The organism is Affinundibacterium flavidum, assembly GCF_014284175.1.
GTDB lineage: Bacteria > Pseudomonadota > Gammaproteobacteria > Burkholderiales > Burkholderiaceae_D > Undibacterium > Undibacterium flavidum.
Window position 1 is genome coordinate 160,183 of record NZ_JACOGA010000008.1, and the last position, 20,491, is coordinate 180,673.

A 20,491-nucleotide genomic window follows, 5' to 3' on the forward strand; every position below is an offset into this window, starting at 1 on the left:
GAGCCAGTCTGATTGACTTTATAATACACCGGTCTACTTCTATTCAAATCGTGTTCCACATGAACCAGGTATCTGAACGCTTAAACCTTTATGTCAAATTAATCCGACTGGATAAACCCATAGGCATCTTGCTGTTGTTGTGGCCGACCTTAACTGCATTATGGATCGCCGCCGATGGCAAACCGAGTTGGCAACATTTACTGATTTTTTGTTTGGGAACAGCCTTGATGCGCTCGGCAGGTTGTGCCATCAATGATTATGCAGATCGTGATTTTGATAAATATGTCAAACGTACCGCCGAACGCCCCTTGACCAGCGGCAAGATACACGCATGGGAAGCCTTGATGGTGGCAGGCGTATTAGCACTGATTTCGTTTTTATTGATTTTGCCGCTGAATACACTCACCAAACAATTGTCAGTGATCGCGCTAATCGTCGCTGGCTCTTACCCATATTTCAAGCGTTTTTTTGCGATTCCCCAAGCCTATCTGGGTATTGCATTTGGCTTTGGCATTCCTATGGGATTTGCCGCGGTCAATAACTTGATACCGGCACAAGCTTGGTGCTTATTAATCGCCAACGTATTTTGGGCGATTGCCTATGACACAGAATATGCGATGGTGGATCGTGACGATGATCTCAAGATAGGTATCAAAACTTCGGCGATTACTTTTGGTCAATGGGATGTGCTGGCGATTATGACTAGTTATGCAATTACACTGGTTTTAATACTGTGGAGCGGATGGGAATTAGGATTGCGCTGGGCATTTGCTGGCGGTATTGTAGTGGCGGCTGCAATTGCGACGTACCATTATCAATTGATCAAAAACCGTGATAGAGACTTGTGCTTTGCTGCCTTCCGACATAATAATTGGCTGGGCGCAGCCATTTTTGCTGGCGTGGTTCTCGATTACGCTCTGCGCTGACCTGATTCCCTCATCGTTAAGCAATTAACGAGCATTTGCGCTAACGCAATACAAAATGCAAATTTCGTTCTAGACTGTTTTCAGATTGTTGTCTTTATCCCGATGTTTTACTCAAGTTCAACCTCCAAGGAAATACCATGAACTCTGTCGATCAACACAAAGAAAATCTGATGCGCGAATTAACCCAAGTCTTAAAGGACGCAGAAGATCTCATCAAGAATTCTGAACAACAAGCTGACGAAGGCTTTCAAAGCGCTAAAAACAAACTGCAAGAGACCTTAAAAACTGCCAAGAAAGAAATTCAACACATAGAAGAAGTTGCCATCAAAAAAACCAAAGAAGCGGCGCAAGCGACCGATGCTTATGTGCATGAAAATCCTTGGAAAACAGCGGGCATCGCCGCTGGTGTCGGCCTCTTAATTGGTTTGCTCATCGCCAGAAATAAATAAGCTGATATGGCGATCACGGATTCCATTCTGCGCCTCGGCGCCAGCCTGATTGAAAGCTTGCACACACGTCTGGAACTCGCTTCAGTGGAAATCGAAGAGGAGGTCGGGCGTTATGCCAGCTATTTGTTGCTGTCTTTACTTGGATTATTTTTTGGAATAGTCACCGTCTTATTGCTGATTTTACTGGTCTTAATCGTATTCTGGGACGCCCACCGCGAATTCGCCTTGATCAGCCTGATCATCATCTTTGCCGTCGCCAGTGTCGGCATTTTTGCCTACCTCAAAACCGCGCTCAAAAATAAGCCCCGCTTGCTTGCCGCCAGCTTAAACGAGCTACAAAATGATAGTGAGGCATTACGTCAAACTAGTGCAGCATCTAATCCTGCCCACCAGCCTGCCAACAAGGCTGAATCAGATAATGAAGGTTTCTGAGTGATGTCAAACGCACAGAAAATAAGTCGATCTGAGATTTTACAAGCCCGCCGCCAAGTGCTGATTACACGTTGTCGCCTACAAAGACAACAATTGATCTGGCAAAGTGCAGAGCTGCATCATGAATTGCGCTTCATAGAATTGGGCTTGAATGCAGCGCGTACTTTACGCGCTTCGCCGCTCTTAGTCGCGACCCTTGCTGTAGTCACCGCAGGACTCGCGCTGATCAAACCCCGTCGTACATTATGGTTAGTGAAAACGGGGTTTTCTTCCTGGCGTCTATGGCGAAGATTTGCGCCAGCCCTGATGCCATTGATTCCGGTGCTACGTGATTGGCTAGTTAGTGCTAGAAAGACCAACATGGCAACTAATAAGGATACGCAAACTAAAGAGTAATCTGCGAAACGCGCTGAAGATAAGAATCTACAAGCACAAGCTTGATGTCTACCTAAATCACTACTGCGTTTGCGGGGTGGATTGCTACTTAGACTGTTTTTTAGAGTGCTTCTTAGACTGCATAAAGCGCCATAGAAAAAATATGCCTGCCAATACACAAGTAAGCGCGGCATAAATACTAATCCGCAGCCCTGTCGCGCTCAGTGAAATACAAAAAATCGCTAGGCTAAGTAAATTAGTTCTATGCGTATTGAGCGCCTCTTCATGCTTAATGAATTCCGCAATTTTCTTACGTTCGATCGCGAGCCAAAAGAACAAAGTTTGGGATGCCAAAATCAAGCCTAATAAGACCACATACACAATATTCGCAGTGAGATTTTGTGGATAACGCCCGAATAGTGCTGCTACAAAGGGGAAGAAACAGATCAAGGACAAAAACACCAAACTACAAACCAACAAGGGCAAATCGATCTCGGCAATCCTTTCTGTGAGTTTATGATGCCAAACCCAAAACACACCTAAAGCCGAAAAACTCACAAAATATGCAAAAATCACCACACCATCATGCGCAAGAGCATGCAGCAATTCCATCGCTGAAAACTTATCGACAATCGGAGGAACCTTCACCTCCAATACCAGAATCGTCATTGCAATCGCAAAGACTGCGTCCACTAGGGTTTCTAAACGCGCTTTATGCAGGTGAAATTTTTTTGTCATGATAGAAAAATGTTTTAAATGAATTTAGATCTGCTTTTATTTTTACAGATCATAGAAGAATTTATTCGTCTAAATCCAAAAGTGTAACTTAATTATCACTTGCAAATTTCATTTACTGACTACTCAACGACTTTTAATATGATTTATCCGATCAAGATTTGCGATAAAGAGGGATACCATTGATTTCATTCATTCTCACAAAGCAATCTTTAATAAGGCACGCTCAGAAAAGATATATAAAGTGTTATTAGCATCCAAAGTCATTCCATGAATCGCAGAAATACTAGCAGGCAATTGCCCTGGAATGACACCACGTGATCCTGCTTTACCTGCGATCGTAGTGACTTTCCCTGTTGGCGTAATTTTTCGGATCAAGCAATTACCGTTATCAGCAACGATCAAATTTCCCTGATGATCAAAAATAAGTAAATCCGGCTTGTTAAAACTGGCTTGCAAGCCCACACTATCTAGTGAACCTGACTTTAGCGGCGTCCCTGCAAAAGTACTGACGTTGCCATCGGAATCAATTTTACGTATCACGTGATTGTAGGTATCAGCAACAAATAAGTTACCGCGTCTATCGGCAACGATACTGGTAGGCACATGAAATCGTGCAAGCTTTCCTGGGCCATCAACATAGCCATGTTCAGCCAAAGATCCAGCCACTGTAGTCACCACACCATCGGGTGTGACTTTACGGATCAACCCACCTTCTTCACGATCTGATTTTATGCGAGGGTTATCATAGGGTGCAGGGAAAAGTTGCACACGCAAGCGATCCCGATCAATCACAAATAGATTACCGGCCTTATCAATCGTTGACGCGGTAATCGTAAAGAAAACGGCATCTGCGCCTTTACCATCGACTGGGTCATTATATTGTGGTGTCGCATTGAACGATGTCGATCCAGCGAAGTCTTCAAAGGAGCCTGGTTCGGATACTGCAACATTGGGTTTTCTGCGGGAAATTCTATCTTCGGAAATATAGTATTTAGTGCCATCAGTTGCCACCTGATCCGGCCACGTATGCACTCCATTCCATTGGTATAAACTTGTGACTGTTCCATTGGGCTCCACTTTGCGTAGCTCCCCCTCAACATGGAACTGATCACTATGTCGAACAATGATGTTGCCCTGTTCATCTTTATCTAAGTCATAACGTAACTCATGATCTAAAAACAGTTCATCATAATAACCATTAAAATCATATTGTGAAAATTTGGCTAATGCACCTATACCATCGACTGGTCTACCGTAATCTGGCCTATGTTTGCCGGCAATCGTCGTGACCCAAGTATCAGGGCGTATTTTCCGTATGCTGCTGTCAAATGTATCTGCGTAGTACAGATTATCTTGCTTGTCGATAGCCAGTCTACCGATTGTGAGATTGGTCATCTCTTCACCATTTTCCCCTGCTCCTATAGCCCAGGTGCGGAAACCAACGACATTGCCGTAACCATCTTGATTGCGCAAGTGCCCTCCGACAAAGACTTGCGAAATACCCGATGGGGTAATTTTCAAAATTTCATTCTGATCTAAAATAAAAAGATTGCCTAAGCTATCCGTCACCATGCCAGACCCAAAAGAGAGAGACCTCAAAGACAGACCATCTGCCGTTTTGATTTGTAAAGTCGAGACTGTGCTGTCGTTATTGATTTTACGTATCCTAGCGCTATCATTGATGTCGTCGTAGTCAGATACATAAATCGTTCCGCTCGCATTTACCGCTATATTGGCAGGCCAATTACGCGGCCAATTGAACTTTGCTTGCGATTTGCTGCCATCCAGACTCCCCTGTACGCCGACTTGACCGGCGACAATACTCACAGTACCAAACACATCCACTTTTCTGACAACAAAATTATCTTTATCAACAATATAGAGATTACCAAAGCGATCACTGGTCATGGATTCCAGTTGGCCAAACTTGGCGAGCCCTCGGTTGCCATCAGCGTAACCACATTCGGTTTGCCCAGCATACACACTAAACTCGCCCTGCGGACTCAGTCTTTGTATTTGACAACTTTTATGCCCCACTACAAAGAGATTACCAGCATTATCCAAAGTTAAACTCGAAGATCTCATTCCACCATTAGCTCTCATCAAGAACCAAGCAGCATCTTGAGCGGTACTCAGAATACTGCTCACCACTCCATCTGGACTAATTTTGCGAATAGGTCCGCCATTACCATCTTTCACATAAATCACACCAGTATCACTAACAGCGATCCCCACAGGGTGAGAAAATCGCCCCACCGGCCCATCTGCATTTCCCTTGCCACCCAACTGCCCTGCGACAAATTCCAAACTGGCTACGGGTGGCTCGACAGCTTCTGCCTCACGACGAGTGTGATCGTCACCGCCGCAGGCGCTTAGACAGCATAGTAAAAAAAATAAAATAATAAAGCGCATAGATCCAACAGTTCAAAGCAATAAAGTCAGTGTTACCTCGAAAACGAGCCTACTTTTAGGCGTAACACTTCAGATTATTTATAGAAATACATTAGTTTTCTTGCATTTCTTGAGTGTAAAAATACAAAATTGCATGATATTATTGAAGTGTAAAAATAACAAGTAATTGTTTTCAAATTTAAAATGCAACTCAACAACAAGAATAGAAATGAAAATACACAAACCATATTAGCTGCACTTTTTTCACTGAGCGTCAGCCCCCTTATCGATAGGGAATCTTTATTCCCTAAAACAATATTTTCAAAATGACTCAAGGGAAAATTATTACTGCGGCATGCTCTCAAAACGCCGCGATCACATCGCATTAGATATACCATTTTGAAATAACGATCGGTATTGAATGCACGCGCCGACATGTTGGTCAGTCCAAATGCATTTACGCAAAATGAAATGAGCAATACGCTGACCGATTATTAGTTGTTCTCGATAATGTAATTAACCTTAGACAATAGTAACTACCCGCTCATTTTGGCAAATCAAATTAGGATTTGATTCGTACTTGTAGCCTCTTCGTACTTACACTATTAAGTGCATGCGGTGGGAATTTTGATAGTAAGAATAAACAGGCGGCAATGGATTGGCGGTTTACTAAGTAGTGCAGCGAAGAAGCTAACTTTCGCCATTGTCCACGTGGATGCAAGCACACTTACAAGTCATACATAGGACTCACACAAAATAGACACTGGAGCCGCTGCGTTCGCCTACCCGACGCAATTTTGCGCAAGTCCTAATACAAATGAAACTACTACATCGCAGAATTCATCAACCGCCTCTGCACTTCAGCCTCGGCTTCCAGACGCGCCAATTCGATTTCCTCTATCACCGCACCAACATCGACGGGGCGTTTATCTTCGGCCACAATACCAGTCAACACCGTCTCTGGACGCAATAGACCCGCTGTATATAGTCCCCAAATTTCCTTGCCGTACTGGGTTTTGGCTAGCTCAGGGGCGAACTGGCTGAAGTAGTTTTTTAGATTATCAACATCGCGGTACAGCATGCTGGCGGCGCCCATATTGCCGGCCGCGTTGATCGCTTGCGGTAGATCGATGATGACCGGACCTTGCTCATTTAAAAGAATATTGAATTCAGAAAGATCGCCATGGACTATGCCTGCGCACAGCATTAATACAACTTGCTGAATTAATTCTTCGTGATACACCAAAGCTTGCGCGTAACTAAGATTGACGTCATTCAAGCGCGGTGCGACTTGACCGTCTTCAGTACTGACCAAATCCATCAGCAACACACCTTCAAAACAGATATACGGCGTGGGTACACGCACACCCGCATCGGCGAGTTTGAAAAGTGCATCGACCTCGGCGTTTTGCCAGACTTCTTCTTGCATCTTGCGTCCGTACTTTGAACCTTTTTGCATGGCACGCGCTTGCCGACTGTTCTTAACGGTGCGGCCTTCCTGATAGGCTGCCGCTTGCTTAAAGCTGCGCTGTCCGGCTTCTTTATACATTTTGGCGCAGCGAATTTCATCGCCACAACGCACCACATAGACGGTCGCTTCTTTGCCACTCATGAGTTGGCTCAACACCTCGTCTATCATGCCCTCATCGACAAGAGGTTGCAGGCGTTTGGGCGTTTTCATCGCGTGCCCACGTGCTGATGAACACGGTCGAATATCGAGCTCAATGACAAATTAATTTTGTCCAAATTCATCCCCCAATTCTTTGCCACGTTGGGCGGCTGCCTGCACTGCCTGATGAATTGCTGTTTTTACTGAACTGGCATCCATGCTACATAAGGCCGCGTAGGTTGTGCCACCTTTCGAGGTAACACGTTCACGCAAAATATTCACGGTCTCGTCCGATTGCTTCGCTAATTGTGCAGCACCGTTAAAGGTTGCCAATGCCAGTTGACGTGCTTGTGCAGCATCAAATCCTAGCTGTTGTGCCGCTTCTTGTAACGCTTCGATGAAATAGAAAACATAGGCTGGACCGCTACCAGAAACTGCGGTCACTGCATCGATCATATTTTCCTGGGCCACCCACAGAGTCTCGCCCACGGCTTGCATAATGTTCTGTGCTAATGCGCGTTCTTGTTCGCTGACCGCATCCATCGCGTACAAACCGCTCATTCCTAAACCTATCATCGCCGGTGTATTTGGCATCGCCCGCACAATCTTGGTGTAGCCACCTAACCAACGGGATAAGTCAGCTGCACGAATACCGGCAGCGACTGACAAGATCAGCTGATTTTTCACACACGGTAACAAGCTTGCAGCCACGGTATGTAATTGTTGTGGCTTGACCGCCAATACAATCACATCCACCTCTTGCAATTGCGCATCAAGGCTATTCTCAATACTGGTGCTGGTACTGACGCCATAACGATGAACCAGATTTTGTAGACTGTCGGGGTTCAAATCGATCACATGAACTTGCGTAGGCGCTGCAAGGTTTTTGACTAAACCGCTGATCAATGCGCCAGCCATATTACCGCCGCCAATAAAAGCTATCCGCAAACTAGACTGCATAATGTCTCTTTCCAAAAATGGCACTTCCAATTCTGACTATCGTACTACCTTCAGCAATCGCGGCTTGCATATCTGCACTCATGCCCATTGATAAAGTATCGACAACAATTCCCTGAGTTTGTAAATCTTGTTTAAGTTGCGCTAACTGATGAAACGCCTGCCTTTGCACAGCTTCATCTTCACTCGCTTCTGGCACACACATCAAGCCACGCAAGCGCAAATTAGGTAATTGAGTAACATGCTTTGCCAAGGCAAGTAATTCATCCGGATGCACACCGCTCTTACTCGCTTCGCCGCTGATATTAACTTGTAGGCAAACTTGTAATTCACCTGCCGTTGTTGGCCGCTGTTCAGATAAACGGGTCGCGATTTTTTCTCTATCTATCGAATGCACCCATGAAAAATTTTCAGCGATAGCTCGCGTTTTATTACTTTGAATTGGTCCAATAAAATGCCAGACTGGCTGTTCGACATTTAACTGCCCTGTCAGCATACGCTGTACTTCAGCGATTTTATCGATACCTTCTTGCACATAATTTTCACCAAAAGCGCGCTGACCTGCCTGCCACGCTTGTACCACTTGTTCAGCACCAAAGGTCTTAGATACTGCTAATAAAGCAATTTCAGTTGGATTCCTGTCATAGCGAGCTGCACTTAATGCAATTGCCTCATGCACGACTTGCAAGTTTTGGGGGATTGAGGACATAATCAAGGACATGGAAAGCAAGTAAGAGTTGCAAACAGCATTCAAATTTTTCACTCAGAATGTCGCGTTGCATAATCATTTCAGCAATATCGACATTCCGTCTATCATTTCGTATCGGATTATAAATGGATATCTCAGAACTTCTCGCATTCTCAGTCAAGAATAACGCATCCGATTTGCATTTATCTTCTGGCTTGCCGCCTATGATCCGTGTACACGGTGACGTACGCAGGATTAACTTGCCGCCATTAGAACACAAAGACGTGCATGCGTTAATTTATGACATCATGAACGACGGTCAACGCAAACACTACGAAGAAAATCTGGAGTGCGACTTTTCATTCGCGATTCCTGGTCTGGCGCGCTTCCGGGTGAATGCCTTCAATCAGGAACGCGGTGCGGCGGCAGTTATGCGTACGATTCCTTCCAAGATTTTATCTTTGGAACAATTAAACGCCCCTAAGTGTTTTGCCGATTTCTCTTTAAAAGCGCGTGGCTTGGTACTGGTGACTGGCCCAACGGGTTCGGGCAAATCTACTACATTGGCAGGCATGGTGAACCATGTGAACGAGAGTGAATACGGTCATATTCTGACGGTCGAAGACCCTATCGAATTTGTGCATGATTCCAAAAAATGCCTGATCAATCAACGTGAAGTCGGACCACATACGCATTCATTCTCCAACGCTTTGCGTTCCGCACTGCGTGAAGATCCTGACGTCATTCTGGTAGGTGAATTACGTGATCTGGAAACTATTCGTCTGGCCTTGACCGCTGCGGAAACTGGTCACTTGGTGTTCGGCACTTTGCATACTTCTTCTGCTGCAAAAACCATCGATCGTATTATTGACGTCTTCCCCGCTGAAGAAAAAGAGATGGTGCGTTCTATGTTGTCCGAATCTTTACAAGCAGTTATCTCTCAAACCTTATTAAAAACGAAGGATGGCTCGGGCCGCGTCGCTGCACATGAAATTATGGTGGGCACGCCGGCGATTCGTAACTTGATTCGTGAAGCAAAAATCGCGCAGATGTATTCAGCAATTCAAACTGGTAGCAATGTGGGTATGCAAACCTTAGATCAAAATCTATCCGACTTATTACGCCGCAATGTCATTTCTTCCGCAACTGCACGAGCGGCTGCAAAAATCCCAGAAAACTTCCCTGGCTAGCACGAAGAAACTGAACTAAATCAAGCAACGCCAAGCTAAGCCAAGCACAATAAATAAAATACAGCATCAAGAAAAAAGGGAAATGTCATGGAACGCGATCAGGCCACCAAATTTATGAACGACTTGCTCAAGCTAATGCTGAGTAAGAATGGTTCAGATTTATTTATCACATCAGATTTTCCACCGGCTTTTAAAATCGATGGCAAGGTTACACCAGTATCAAATCAAGTATTAACAGCAGCACATACGGTGGATCTGGCTCGCGCGATCATGAATGATAGACAGGCGTCAGAATTTGAATCAACTAAAGAATGTAATTTTGCGATTAATCCACCTGGCTTGGGGCGCTTCCGCGTCTCTGCGTTTTTGCAACAAGGTCGTGTGGGTATGGTATTGCGTACGATTACGTCTGCGATCCCAACATTTGAAGAATTACGTCTACCGGCACAACTCAAAGAGATCGCAATGACCAAACGTGGTTTGGTGATTATGGTTGGTGCAACTGGTTCCGGTAAATCCACTACACTGGCCGCGATGGTCGGTCACCGGAATGCGAATAGTTACGGCCACATCATCACCATTGAAGATCCAATTGAATATGTGCATCCGCATGGCAATTGCATTATCACACAACGCGAAGTTGGGATTGATACAGATGATTGGGAAATTGCGCTAAAAAACACTCTGCGCCAAGCGCCCGATGTGATCCAGATTGGTGAGATCCGCTCACGCGAAACCATGGATCTGGCGATTGCCTTCGCTGAAACAGGTCACTTATGTCTGGCGACTTTGCATGCAAATAGTGCGAATCAGGCTTTAGATAGGATGATTAACTTCTTCCCAGAAGAGCGCCGTCCGCAGTTGTTGATGGATTTATCTTTAAACTTAAAGGCCGTGATTTCACAACGATTAGTCCCTTTGCGCGGTCAAAAAGGCCGGGTTGCTGCGATTGAAATTATGCTCAATACGCCATTGATTTCTGATTTGATTTTCAAAGGCGACGTGCACGAAATCAAAGAGATCATGAAAAAATCCGAAGAATTAGGCATGATTACTTTCGACAAGTCTCTGTTTAATTTACATGAAGCAGATTTAATTACCTATGAAGATGCTCTTCGCAATGCGGACTCCGTCAACGAACTGCGCTTAGCCATCAAATTGCGCGGCAAAGACGCCAGCAATCGCGATCTCTCTGCGGGAACACAACATCTGGGCATCATATGATGGTGCCGGAAAGCGCTCTGGCATTTCAGGCAAACAATCTGCAAGGCACGACAGTCGACTTACAACAATACGCAGGACAAGTAGTGTTAATCGTGAATACTGCCAGCGCCTGCGGTTATACGCCGCAATATCAGGGCTTAGAGAAGCTGTATCGCGAATTACAGCCGCAAGGCTTTAGCGTACTCGCTTTTCCCTGCAATCAATTTGGATTTCAAGAACCAGGTTCCGCTGCGGATATTGCTGATTTTTGCGAAAGAAATTATGGCGTCAGTTTTCCTGTATTTGACAAGATTGACGTGAATGGTAAAGAGGCGCATCCACTATTTCAATATCTAAAATCACACGCACCAGGGGTGTTGGGTACCGAAATGATTAAGTGGAATTTTACTAAATTCCTAGTTGATCAAGATGGCAAGGTCGTCAAGCGTTATCCACCTCAAACCACGCCTGAAGACATACGAGCGGACATATTGCCATTGCTGGCAAAATCAACACAAACACCGCAATAAAATTCAGGCAGAATCAATCCCGCATCCATTTGCGCATTACCGGAAATGGCTGCGCCTGATGCAAAGGAGCTTGCTGTTCATCGTAGCAAAGCCCCATCCATTGCAGCAATGGCAGACCTATGAATTGCTTTTGCTGAAAATGATCGATTAACCAGCCTGATTCATTTTTGTAGCCCTCGCTATGAAACACTATTTCTAAAGGTATCTCTAAATGAACTGCCGCTGCATACGACCACAAAACAGCGGCAATTTCTTCACCATCGGTAGGCCATGGCAACTCTAAAGCCGCACTACCAACTGCAGCACGTTGTGGCGCAGTTGTCACTGCAAGATGTCCCGCTTCATGCAAGAGATCGCCTGGATACAGGAGCTTTTCGCTATCGACATAAATGCAATTTGGCCCTAGGTCTAGACCAGGTAAAAAGGTCGGGGCATGTAATTGGCGGAAGATGATAGTGATTCCCAAGCCCTCGACAAAATCACACATTGTTTGCCAATACGGATGCGCAGTCGATGAAACGACTGTTGCACTTGCAGTTAAGCTCGTCTCAGTATCATACATATTTCACTCTCGCCAGTTTGCCATTTAAGGTTGCTTCCGTTTATAGCTTGCCGCTTCCTGCTCGGCAAATTGTGCTAATTCTTGATATGTATTGGCATCATTTTGTCCCAGCCAAATGAAGCGTGGCAAGTACGTGTCGATCGCTGCCGGATAAGCCAACATCGCCGCACGTAACTGTTGTTTTGCTTCAGCAATTTGTCCGTTTTCCGCCAGAAGCGATGCCTGCCTATAAACGACTTCTTCGACGGGAGCAGTCCGCAATAAACGCGTATTCAAATCGAGTTTCTGCTTCACTGAGGCCTGCACAGAAACAAAGCTGGAAGGGCTATATGCTTCTAATTCTGCTTGAAACAAACTACGCTGATTAAGCGATTGTATCAATGCTTCTCGTGAAGTTGAATTCTCCATGCCATGCGTTTCTTCAATCGCAAATAGACCTTGTTCTATACAATAAAAGTCTAAGCTCGTCTTTGACATGAATGCGATCAAACACAGTAGCACGAGGACACATCCTATTTGAAATATTTTTGCCACAGGCAGGCGCACTGAACGCACATCGACATACCCCAGAAAGAAGGCCGCGATACCAAGGAAATAGGCATAATATAAAGGCTGTTCAAGCATACTATGAATCGCCAAAATTCCCATACAGGCAAAAATATAGCGCCGTCGTGACGTGTGTTGAAATTTGCGTTGAGTCCATGCCAAAGATATCAATGGCAACATCAAACTCACAAAACCCACTATCCCGCTAACAGCTAAAACTTGCAAAATGAGGTTATGTGCATATTGATCTATGCCCCACTGATTTACCACGCCAGCCTGTGCTAATTGTTGAATCAACTGATAAGCAAAAGCATCAAAGCCTACGCCCAACACCGGATAATTCACAAACATTTGCCACGCATGCTGCCACAGATAAACGCGTGCACCTATCGTTTCTGAGAATTGCCAATATCTGTGCAACTGAGGTACATCCAATTTGATCAGTAATGCCAACGTGACCAAGATAGAAACAGTCACTAACAAAGAGATACGCCAAGAAAAATGAAATTTGAATCGACCCAGCTTAGATCCAACAACAAAAACGAAAGCAAGCCATACACCATACAAATACACGCTACGTGATGCGGAAAGTATCATTGCAAGAATTAGGATCGAAGCAATAAGCAAAGCCCAGCGTAAACCCAGTCGCGCTTGCTGATACAAATACAGAATCGAGCACAGAGAAAGTGTCAGATAACTGGCGAAGTGATTTTGCTGAGCGATATTGCCAAACACACCCGCACCAGGTGCAAGCCGTGGATTGATCATAGTTTGCAAGACTGGAGGAATACCCACATATTGCACTATGCCAAACAAGGCGTTGATAACTCCCGCTAGCGCCAAAAAACCCGCGATCAAGTGGATGCTATCGAAATTAATTTTGGCATCATCGTCATACTTTGCCAGCGTATGTCCGGTCCAGATGACAATTCCCATCCAAACTAGATAAGCAGCAATAATCAGCGCCTTACTCCCATAGGAAAAATAGCCACCTATCCATTGCGCGGCGATCACAAGTAAAAAACAGAAGGGTAATAAGATGATTACCGGCGCACTGTTTGCTTGCTTTTGACGTATCGTCCACACTAGTAAAGTTAGTGCAGCAAGCAAGCCAAAAAACATCGCCAGCACTTCAGAATAAAAAGAAGGAATTGGCATGGAATGCCACGGCAATACAAATGGCAAACTGAACATGCACGCTGCCAACATGCCAGTGAGTTTTAGTGACAGATGCTGTTGATGCAAAGAAGATAGCATATTCAAATTTCAGTCTGCCTGCGTGAATTGACTACAAAATGCCTAGCATGATACCAAGCTTGTTTTTATCGCGTTACCAAGCCTTTGCTATTCATCAGTGGAAATAAAAATGATGAGTGCATCGTTAGATACACTCATCATCTTATGGATCTGCAATGACTGAATTTACTGAAACTTCAGTCATTTTCACGCTACTTAGTGCGGCGCACTTCCCAAATTCAAAGTATTTACTCCACTCAAACCAACTACACGGACTGGTTTAGTTGAATTGATGGCTAGGTTGTTACCCAGTTGACCTGTTGCATTCACGCCAAATGTCAAAGCCTGTCCATCACGTTGAATGACGGAGCCAAATGCAGTGCCAGTTGAAATAGACACGGCATCCACCACGGTCATGACGCGAACAGGCGTCGATTCCATATGATAGCTGCCATTGCCCAATTGTCCCTGCGCGTTCGCACCCCAAGCAGAAACATTACCATCCACATTCAATGCCATACTATTGTAGGCACCAGCCGAAATCGCCTTTACTCCAGTTAAGCCAGAAACAAATTTGGGAATATTATTTGTTCTCAAGCTACCATTTCCCAATTGCCCAGCACTATTTCTACCCCAAGCTTTGACTGTGCCATCATTCAACAGAGCCAATGTATGAGATTGACCTGAAGCTACTGCTTTGACGTTTGTTAAACCAGAAACCTGTACTGGCACACTGGAATTATTGTACGTGCCGTTGCCGAGTTGGCCATAATCGTTAACACCCCAAGCCCAAACAGTTCCGTCATTTTTCAATACGACTGTGAAATCTGCACCCGTTGCCAATGCTTTTACATTGCTGACGTTAATTTCTTTTGGCAAGTTTGTGTAGGAAGTTGCGGTGCGTCCCCATCCCCACACCGTACCATTAGTCTTAAGTGCCACAGTATGATTTTGACCAGCAGCCACTGCTTTTACAGAACTAATTCCAGTGAGACGCATAGGTACGCGGGTCGCCATCACTTGAGACATCCCTAATTGACCATTGGCGTTACTACCCCAAGCCCATAAACTACCATCATTATGTAAAGCTACCGAGTGATGCTCACCCGTCTTTACCGCAGCAATCGCACTTAAACCTTTGACCTGTACAGGTATAGTAGAATAACCCAGCGCGTTATTGCCTAATTGACCTTCATAATTATAGCCCCAGGCGTAGACATTACCGTCTGTGCTCAAAGCCAAGGTATGAAGATAATTACCGGATAATCGATCTTCGTTAGCAATACTGAGTTGTGGTGCAGGTGCTGGTGGTGGAGAACCCGCTTTTGACATGGATTCATCCTGATAATTACCACCGCCACAGGCACTCAACAAGCAGGTGATGGAGGACAAAGCGATGGAGCATAATTTCAAATTCATAATCGATCCTGATCGTGGGACAACATTTAATAGAAAAACGTGAGATTGTAACAAATTACTCCTTCATTAATTGAGAAAAAGGAAATTGAATGAATATTCAGATTTACTCTTACATGCGACGACTTGGGCAAGCTCGCATAAAAAACATTGCACTATTAATATTTCTTTTGCCGCTATTAAACCTCACGTCCCATGCTCAAACACCAACCTTCGAATGCAAAGATGCACAAGGCCGCAAAATTCTGGCGAGTCGTTGCCCGCTGGGTAGCACCATAGTGAAAGAGATTGAAATCACACCGGTACAAAATGGCCTAGGTCAAAAACCGGCAGAAAAAAAGCCAACGCAAAGCTTATGGGCGAAAGAAATCGAATTTAAGGAACGACAAAAACAAAAAGAAGAACAAGCGACTCTAGAGCGTGATAAACAAAGGCGTGATGAGGAAAAATGCTACCAAAATCAGAAACGCTTAAACGCGCTGCTTAGTGGTCTTCCAATAACGACAGGCGAAAATGCACAAGGCGAGCCGATACTAATGGAAGATGAGCAGCGCTTGGAAGAAATTAAGAAAACGAAAGAAAAACTAAAAAACTGCAAAGCTGATTAGGCTTAATTAAGTGGCCTAGCTCCTCGAATTTTGCAGTAAATGATTGCTTAGCACCCACTCATCATCAATCAATCGTCAAGTATTTATAGAACATTAATAGGTCATTAGTTGTTCATTAATGGCTGAACAATAGCCACTCAAAGGTGCTAGCAAAAAGACTCTAAATTGCAGAAATGAATGATTTATGGTCTAATTGCAACAAAGTTGCATATTTCTCGTTTCGAGGTTCAAAATTCATTCCACCCTGACTTCCATCATTTTTACGACAGCCATCGCAGGCGTGTTGAGCATTAGCTTCGCCGCGATTTTTTCGTTTACTTTATTGTCCAAATTGGTCGAACGCATGGTTAGCTTGTCGGTAGGCATCATGTTATCGACATCTCTATTGCACGCGCTACCTCGTGCTTTTGAGTCGGGCACAGATCCACGCTCCTTATTTGCCTGTCTGCTCGGTGGTTTGCTGGCCTTCTTCTTACTAGAAAAATTTGCGATCTTGCGCCACTCACATCATCACGAAGGTGATGGTCATCATCATGAACATGGTCATGATGCGCACGAAGCGGGTAAAGCAGGTTGGATGATTTTGATCGGTGATGGCATGCATAACTTCACTGATGGTATCTTGATCGCAGCCGCATTTTTGGCTGATCCAGGTCTGGGTATGGTCACCGCGCTGGCAATTATCGCGCATGAAATCCCACAAGAAATTGGTGACTTTATCGTCTTGTTAAACGCAGGATTTTCACGCACCCGTGCCTATATTTACAATCTCTTATGCAGTTTGATGGCGGTGATCGGTGGCGTGCTTGGCTACTTTACGCTAGACCAAGCCAGCAACTTGATTCCCTATGTATTAGTGCTGGCTTCGTCAGGTTTTATCTATATTGCGGTCAGTGATCTGATGCCACAAATGCAGCGCCGTGCGAGTTTAAAAGAAACCATACCGCAAATTATTTTGGTTAGCTGTGGTGTGATACTGGTGTTGTTTATGACCCAGCATCAGCATTAAATCTAAACTGCGCCTGTCGCTATTGGGCGCGAGGCATCAGCACACCACTCACTCCACGATCCCGGATACAAAGCCGCACCACTCAAACCAGCCACTTCCAAAGCCAATAAATTATGGCAAGCCGTCACGCCCGAACCGCATTGCATGATGGCCTTGGTCGGATCAGCAATCAGGCTTTGCCATTCTTGACGCAATTCTTGGGCAGATTTAAAACGTCCGTCGGTTTGCAAATTATCTTTAAAAAAGCGATTCTTGGCTCCGGGAATATGGCCGGCAATCGGGTCCATAGTTTCATTTTCACCGCGGAACCTATCTGCTGCGCGCGCATCGATGACTTGTAATTTCGCATCCGTTTCCACCTGCAAATTTTGCAGCACAGTTTGCACATTCACCTGTTTGGTTAAACTGTCCTGTACTTCAATATTTCCTGCCACATTACTGACTGACTCAGTTTGCACAGCCTGCCCGGCGCTGATCCAGGCGGCGATACCGCCATCCAAGACTGCCACTTGCGCATGACCAATAGAACGCAGCAGCCACCACAAACGTGCAGCAAACATACCGCCGTGTGCATCGTAGGCAATGACTTGCGTATCTTGACGAATTCCCAAACGGCGTAAAGCGACAAGCAAATCTTCTGTCTTAGGCAAAGGGTGACGACCGGCAAAAACGCCCGCCGCATCATATTTACTGCCAGATAAATCGGTATCGAGATTGGCAAATACTGCGCCTGGAATATGTCCAGCATCGTAAGCATTTTTGCCAGCCTGAGCATCCATCAAATCATGACGGCAATCGACGATCACCGTATGATTTTTTGTTGCTTGTGCAGCCAATTGTTCAGCAAGTTGCGTTGCACTAATCAAAGTCGTAAACATAAATTTTCCTTAGGACGCTGTGCTGGCACTATCAGACTCATTTGTCTTAGAACCAGAGTTACTATTGAACGAAGACGCTATCATACCGCTTGCCAAAATAACTGCAATTCCCAACCAACTGATCCAACTCAAATTGAGCTTCCAGATCATGACATCAAGGGCACTCGTGAACACGATACCTACATATTGCAAATTCGCTGCAACCAAGGGATTTCCCAGTCGATAGGAGCGTGTCATCGCTAACTGCGCGATCATGGCAAAAATGCCGACACCGAGTAAGAGCGCGATCCCTTTTGGATCAAGTAAATGGTGATCCACATGCGCCGCCAACTGCGATTCTGTGAGTGTATTGAAATGCCAGAATTGACCGAGTACACCCATCATCGTGCAGACCAATGAAAAGTAAAAAACCACGCGATATTCAGGCTCACCCGCCACACCCATTTGACGCACTTGAATATACGCCATGGCTGCAATAAATCCGGAACACAAAGCGATCAAACTATCTGACAGCTGATCCACTCGTATCGTTGGTCGCAATAGCATGACGACGCCGATAAAGCCCAATAATATCGACCATACCAGATGTGGAGGCAAATGCACGACATCTTTACCCCGATTTTTCCACCAAGACATAGCGAACAAAATCACCGCAACCCAAATGGACGACATATAACTGAGCGTCACCGATAAAGACAAAGGCAATTTCGAAATCGAATAAAACCATAACCAAAGAGAAGTCACACCAAAAATACCGCGCCAGATGTGCCCTTTCACCATCGTGCTGCGCAGCGTGCCGTTTTGCCAGCGCATCAAGAAGTAAATACCGATAACTCCAATTGCCCCACGATAAGTCACTATCTCTGCTGTGTTATAAGTTTCGGAGGCAAGTTTGACGCAAACCCCCATCAAAGAAAACAGAAAAGTGGCGACCAACATCCAGAGTGCTTGCATAATCCTAAATTCCTTAGTTGACCGCTAAATTTCGTTTGTTGAGCCGCATGTTTTTTGACTTTCGTTGTGTTTGTTCTGTCCACCAATTTAGTGAGAGCGCTACGGGTACGATTGCACACCTTTCCGCGCCTTTGGACTTTTTCGATACTTCGGTGAAGTATCCTCCTCCTATCAACGTGGAGGTTGCTTCGTCGTCGCGCCTTGCCAAAGACGCGGAAAAATGCACACTCGAACCCGTCCAACTAAGAAATTTAGGATAATATTTTTTAAATTTCGCTACAAAATACTGAACAGAAAAAAGTATGGGGAAGCATTGCTTCCCCATGGTGTAATTACTTAGAACGTCATCTTACGTCGATACCATTCATGGAAGTGCTGCATACCATCTTCCATCGGTGATTGATACGGGCCAACTTCATTCTCACCGCGATCCAATAAAATTTTACGACCGGCATCCATACGTGCACCGATCTCATCATCTTCGATACAGGTTTCCATATACGCGGCACGTTCTGCTTCGATGAATTCACGCTCAAACAAAACGATTTCTTCCGGATAGTAGAACTCGACTACATTCTTAGTCTTACCAGTTGCGGTTGGCCACAATGTCGATACGACCAACACATGCGGATACCATTCAACCATAATATTTGGATACAGAGTCAGCCAGATCGCGCCATATTTTGGCGGCTCGCCACCACGGAATTTCAAGACTTGTTCTTGCCACGCTTGATATTTGGCGGAACCAGATTTCAATAAGCCTTTATGCACACCGACAGTTTGCACGCTGTAGTCTTCACCGAATTCCCATTTCAAATCGTCACACGTGACAAAACTACCGAGGCCAGGATGAAAAGGCTCTACGTGATAATCTTCAAGATAAACTTCAATGAAAGTTTTCCAGTTGTAATCGCATTCATGCACTTCAACGTGATCAAGCATGTAACCGGTGAAATCCAAATCCTTAGTCACGGATAGGATTCCCATTTTCTCCATCACGTTATAGCCATTTTGTTCAAACAGCAAACCGTTCCAATTTTGAATTGGTGTACGTGACAGATTCAGGCAAGGAGTATCTTTGAAATGCGGCGCGCCTATCAGCTCGCCTTTCAGATCATAAGTCCAACGATGTAAAGGGCAAACAATATGATTGGTGTTACCACGACCAGTAGTGCCGGGGCCGCCAAACATTAAAGCCTGACGATGACGGCAAACATTTGAGAGTAATTCGATACCATCTTTGCCGCGCACCAGCATACGCCCTTCATTCTCAGAAGCGAGCGTTGCATAATCGCCGACGTTAGGAACCATCAATTCGTGACCGACATAGCGTGGGCCAGATTGAAATAATTGTTTGATCTCGCGCGCTAACAAGGCTTGATCAAAATAAACATGCACCGGAAGTTGCGCGTCAGAACGCGCTAATGTAGACAAAGAAGCCAGATCGGACATCCCCACCCCCCAAATTAATTTGCACCAACCTAAGAGAGAAAGAATCCACAAAAACCTATTTTCGAGTGATTTTCACCAGCGTCGAAAATTCAAACAAGGAACAACAAGCGATAAGCAAACGCACTTGATGAGGAAATTTTGGACAGAACGCGGGATTATACCCGAAAGCCTTTCTAAGGTCTTGTTTCATCAATGATTTACCTCAAAGCCATGCAAACTTCAGGCTACGTCGTCGTTATTCCCTATTTTTTTTGAAGCTTCCCGCTAACTTGATTCTGGAACGAATCTTGCATATATCAAATTGCCTAGATTTTTCACTTGGCAATATGTAGTTGCTCTTCA

At 44.9% G+C, this 20,491-nt stretch carries 20 protein-coding genes; 9 read left to right on the plus strand and 11 right to left on the minus strand.

Going from position 1 to position 20,491, the window contains the following annotated elements; all coding sequences use genetic code 11:
- The first annotated feature begins 59 nt into the window (after window positions 1-59).
- The 4 genes from ubiA (at window position 60) to H8K55_RS10080 (ending at window position 2,203) form a co-directional block, all read left to right on the plus strand.
- The gene (gene ubiA, locus H8K55_RS10065; RefSeq protein WP_186941965.1) at window positions 60-926 is read left to right on the plus strand and encodes a 4-hydroxybenzoate octaprenyltransferase; all 867 of its coding nucleotides are present in this window, start codon (window positions 60-62) and stop codon (window positions 924-926) included.
- 137 nt (window positions 927-1,063) lie between these two features.
- A complete protein-coding gene (locus H8K55_RS10070) occupies window positions 1,064-1,375 on the plus strand; it encodes an ElaB/YgaM/YqjD family protein (protein ID WP_186941966.1) in 312 nt (103 codons plus the stop codon).
- A 6-nt stretch (window positions 1,376-1,381) separates the two neighbouring features.
- A complete protein-coding gene (locus H8K55_RS10075) occupies window positions 1,382-1,807 on the plus strand; it encodes a phage holin family protein (protein ID WP_186941967.1) in 426 nt (141 codons plus the stop codon).
- Window positions 1,808-1,810: 3 nt separating this feature from the next.
- Entirely contained in the window at window positions 1,811-2,203 is a 393-nt protein-coding gene (locus H8K55_RS10080; RefSeq protein WP_186941968.1) for a YqjK family protein, read from the plus strand.
- Window positions 2,204-2,287: 84 nt separating this feature from the next.
- Here the strand turns inward: H8K55_RS10080 and H8K55_RS10085 are convergent, their stop codons facing one another.
- The 5 genes from H8K55_RS10085 to H8K55_RS10105 form a co-directional block, all read right to left on the minus strand.
- Window positions 2,288-2,920: a TMEM175 family protein gene (locus tag H8K55_RS10085; RefSeq protein WP_186941969.1), complete on the minus strand. Its 633-nt coding sequence runs from the start codon at window positions 2,918-2,920 to the stop codon at window positions 2,288-2,290.
- A 195-nt stretch (window positions 2,921-3,115) separates the two neighbouring features.
- On the minus strand, window positions 3,116-5,332 hold the full coding sequence (locus H8K55_RS10090; protein ID WP_186941970.1) for an NHL repeat-containing protein: 2,217 nt from the start codon (window positions 5,330-5,332) through the stop codon (window positions 3,116-3,118).
- Between the two features lie 805 nt (window positions 5,333-6,137).
- Window positions 6,138-6,992 carry a PA4780 family RIO1-like protein kinase gene (locus H8K55_RS10095; protein WP_186941971.1) on the minus strand — a complete coding sequence of 285 codons (855 nt, stop codon included), beginning with the start codon at window positions 6,990-6,992 and terminating at the stop codon, window positions 6,138-6,140.
- 51 nt (window positions 6,993-7,043) lie between these two features.
- Window positions 7,044-7,880 carry a pyrroline-5-carboxylate reductase gene (gene proC / locus H8K55_RS10100; protein WP_230408556.1) on the minus strand — a complete coding sequence of 279 codons (837 nt, stop codon included), beginning with the start codon at window positions 7,878-7,880 and terminating at the stop codon, window positions 7,044-7,046.
- Entirely contained in the window at window positions 7,870-8,586 is a 717-nt protein-coding gene (locus H8K55_RS10105; RefSeq protein WP_186941972.1) for a YggS family pyridoxal phosphate-dependent enzyme, read from the minus strand. Before H8K55_RS10105 ends, proC begins: the two co-directional genes overlap by 11 nt.
- 125 nt (window positions 8,587-8,711) lie before the next feature.
- Between H8K55_RS10105 and H8K55_RS10110 the strand changes: the two genes are divergently transcribed.
- From H8K55_RS10110 to H8K55_RS10120, 3 genes are all read left to right on the plus strand, one after another.
- Window positions 8,712-9,755, plus strand: a complete 1,044-nt coding sequence (locus tag H8K55_RS10110; RefSeq protein WP_186941973.1) for a type IV pilus twitching motility protein PilT — start codon at window positions 8,712-8,714, stop codon at window positions 9,753-9,755.
- An 87-nt stretch (window positions 9,756-9,842) separates the two neighbouring features.
- Window positions 9,843-10,979, plus strand: a complete 1,137-nt coding sequence (locus H8K55_RS10115; protein WP_186941974.1) for a PilT/PilU family type 4a pilus ATPase — start codon at window positions 9,843-9,845, stop codon at window positions 10,977-10,979.
- Window positions 10,976-11,488, plus strand: coding sequence for a glutathione peroxidase (locus H8K55_RS10120; RefSeq protein WP_329605017.1), 513 nt, complete (start codon window positions 10,976-10,978; stop codon window positions 11,486-11,488). The genes H8K55_RS10115 and H8K55_RS10120 overlap by 4 nt, the downstream gene beginning before the upstream one ends.
- A gap of 13 nt (window positions 11,489-11,501) precedes the next feature.
- On the opposite strand, the gene H8K55_RS10125 is transcribed toward H8K55_RS10120, so the two are convergent.
- From H8K55_RS10125 to H8K55_RS10135, 3 genes are all read right to left on the minus strand, one after another.
- Complete coding sequence (locus tag H8K55_RS10125) at window positions 11,502-12,050, minus strand: hypothetical protein (protein ID WP_222612433.1); 549 nt, start codon at window positions 12,048-12,050, stop codon at window positions 11,502-11,504.
- 24 nt (window positions 12,051-12,074) lie between these two features.
- Window positions 12,075-13,853: a PglL family O-oligosaccharyltransferase gene (locus H8K55_RS10130; RefSeq protein WP_186941975.1), complete on the minus strand. Its 1,779-nt coding sequence runs from the start codon at window positions 13,851-13,853 to the stop codon at window positions 12,075-12,077.
- A gap of 195 nt (window positions 13,854-14,048) precedes the next feature.
- A complete protein-coding gene (locus H8K55_RS10135; RefSeq protein ID WP_186941976.1) occupies window positions 14,049-15,251 on the minus strand; it encodes an RCC1 domain-containing protein in 1,203 nt (400 codons plus the stop codon).
- Between the two features lie 275 nt (window positions 15,252-15,526).
- Here H8K55_RS10135 and H8K55_RS10140 point away from each other — a divergent pair, with 275 nt between their 5' ends.
- Window positions 15,527-15,856: a hypothetical protein gene (locus tag H8K55_RS10140; RefSeq protein ID WP_186941977.1), complete on the plus strand. Its 330-nt coding sequence runs from the start codon at window positions 15,527-15,529 to the stop codon at window positions 15,854-15,856.
- A gap of 304 nt (window positions 15,857-16,160) precedes the next feature.
- Entirely contained in the window at window positions 16,161-16,865 is a 705-nt protein-coding gene (locus H8K55_RS10145) for a ZIP family metal transporter (protein ID WP_408057967.1), read from the plus strand.
- A 2-nt stretch (window positions 16,866-16,867) separates the two neighbouring features.
- Here the strand turns inward: H8K55_RS10145 and H8K55_RS10150 are convergent, their stop codons facing one another.
- The 3 genes from H8K55_RS10150 to H8K55_RS10160 form a co-directional block, all read right to left on the minus strand.
- A complete protein-coding gene (locus H8K55_RS10150) occupies window positions 16,868-17,743 on the minus strand; it encodes a sulfurtransferase (RefSeq protein ID WP_186941978.1) in 876 nt (291 codons plus the stop codon).
- 9 nt (window positions 17,744-17,752) lie between these two features.
- Entirely contained in the window at window positions 17,753-18,697 is a 945-nt protein-coding gene (locus H8K55_RS10155) for a DMT family transporter (protein ID WP_186941979.1), read from the minus strand.
- 336 nt (window positions 18,698-19,033) lie between these two features.
- On the minus strand, window positions 19,034-20,149 hold the full coding sequence (locus H8K55_RS10160; protein ID WP_186941980.1) for an aromatic ring-hydroxylating oxygenase subunit alpha: 1,116 nt from the start codon (window positions 20,147-20,149) through the stop codon (window positions 19,034-19,036).
- Window positions 20,150-20,491 lie beyond the last annotated feature (342 nt).

Excerpts from the sequence above, each read along its gene's own strand:
- ubiA (WP_186941965.1), top strand. The coding sequence starts at position 60 with ATGAACCAGGTATCTGAACGCTTAAACCTTTATGTCAAATTAATCCGA.
- H8K55_RS10070 (WP_186941966.1), top strand. The coding sequence starts at position 1,064 with ATGAACTCTGTCGATCAACACAAAGAAAATCTGATGCGCGAATTAACC.
- H8K55_RS10075 (WP_186941967.1), top strand. The coding sequence starts at position 1,382 with ATGGCGATCACGGATTCCATTCTGCGCCTCGGCGCCAGCCTGATTGAA.
- H8K55_RS10080 (WP_186941968.1), top strand. The coding sequence starts at position 1,811 with ATGTCAAACGCACAGAAAATAAGTCGATCTGAGATTTTACAAGCCCGC.
- H8K55_RS10085 (WP_186941969.1), bottom strand. The coding sequence starts at position 2,920 with ATGACAAAAAAATTTCACCTGCATAAAGCGCGTTTAGAAACCCTAGTG.
- H8K55_RS10090 (WP_186941970.1), bottom strand. The coding sequence starts at position 5,332 with ATGCGCTTTATTATTTTATTTTTTTTACTATGCTGTCTAAGCGCCTGC.
- H8K55_RS10095 (WP_186941971.1), bottom strand. The coding sequence starts at position 6,992 with ATGAAAACGCCCAAACGCCTGCAACCTCTTGTCGATGAGGGCATGATA.
- proC (WP_230408556.1), bottom strand. The coding sequence starts at position 7,880 with ATGCAGTCTAGTTTGCGGATAGCTTTTATTGGCGGCGGTAATATGGCT.
- H8K55_RS10105 (WP_186941972.1), bottom strand. The coding sequence starts at position 8,586 with ATGTCCTCAATCCCCCAAAACTTGCAAGTCGTGCATGAGGCAATTGCA.
- H8K55_RS10110 (WP_186941973.1), top strand. The coding sequence starts at position 8,712 with ATGGATATCTCAGAACTTCTCGCATTCTCAGTCAAGAATAACGCATCC.
- H8K55_RS10115 (WP_186941974.1), top strand. The coding sequence starts at position 9,843 with ATGGAACGCGATCAGGCCACCAAATTTATGAACGACTTGCTCAAGCTA.
- H8K55_RS10120 (WP_329605017.1), top strand. The coding sequence starts at position 10,976 with ATGATGGTGCCGGAAAGCGCTCTGGCATTTCAGGCAAACAATCTGCAA.
- H8K55_RS10125 (WP_222612433.1), bottom strand. The coding sequence starts at position 12,050 with ATGTATGATACTGAGACGAGCTTAACTGCAAGTGCAACAGTCGTTTCA.
- H8K55_RS10130 (WP_186941975.1), bottom strand. The coding sequence starts at position 13,853 with ATGCTATCTTCTTTGCATCAACAGCATCTGTCACTAAAACTCACTGGC.
- H8K55_RS10135 (WP_186941976.1), bottom strand. The coding sequence starts at position 15,251 with ATGAATTTGAAATTATGCTCCATCGCTTTGTCCTCCATCACCTGCTTG.
- H8K55_RS10150 (WP_186941978.1), bottom strand. The coding sequence starts at position 17,743 with ATGTTTACGACTTTGATTAGTGCAACGCAACTTGCTGAACAATTGGCT.
- H8K55_RS10155 (WP_186941979.1), bottom strand. The coding sequence starts at position 18,697 with ATGCAAGCACTCTGGATGTTGGTCGCCACTTTTCTGTTTTCTTTGATG.
- H8K55_RS10160 (WP_186941980.1), bottom strand. The coding sequence starts at position 20,149 with ATGTCCGATCTGGCTTCTTTGTCTACATTAGCGCGTTCTGACGCGCAA.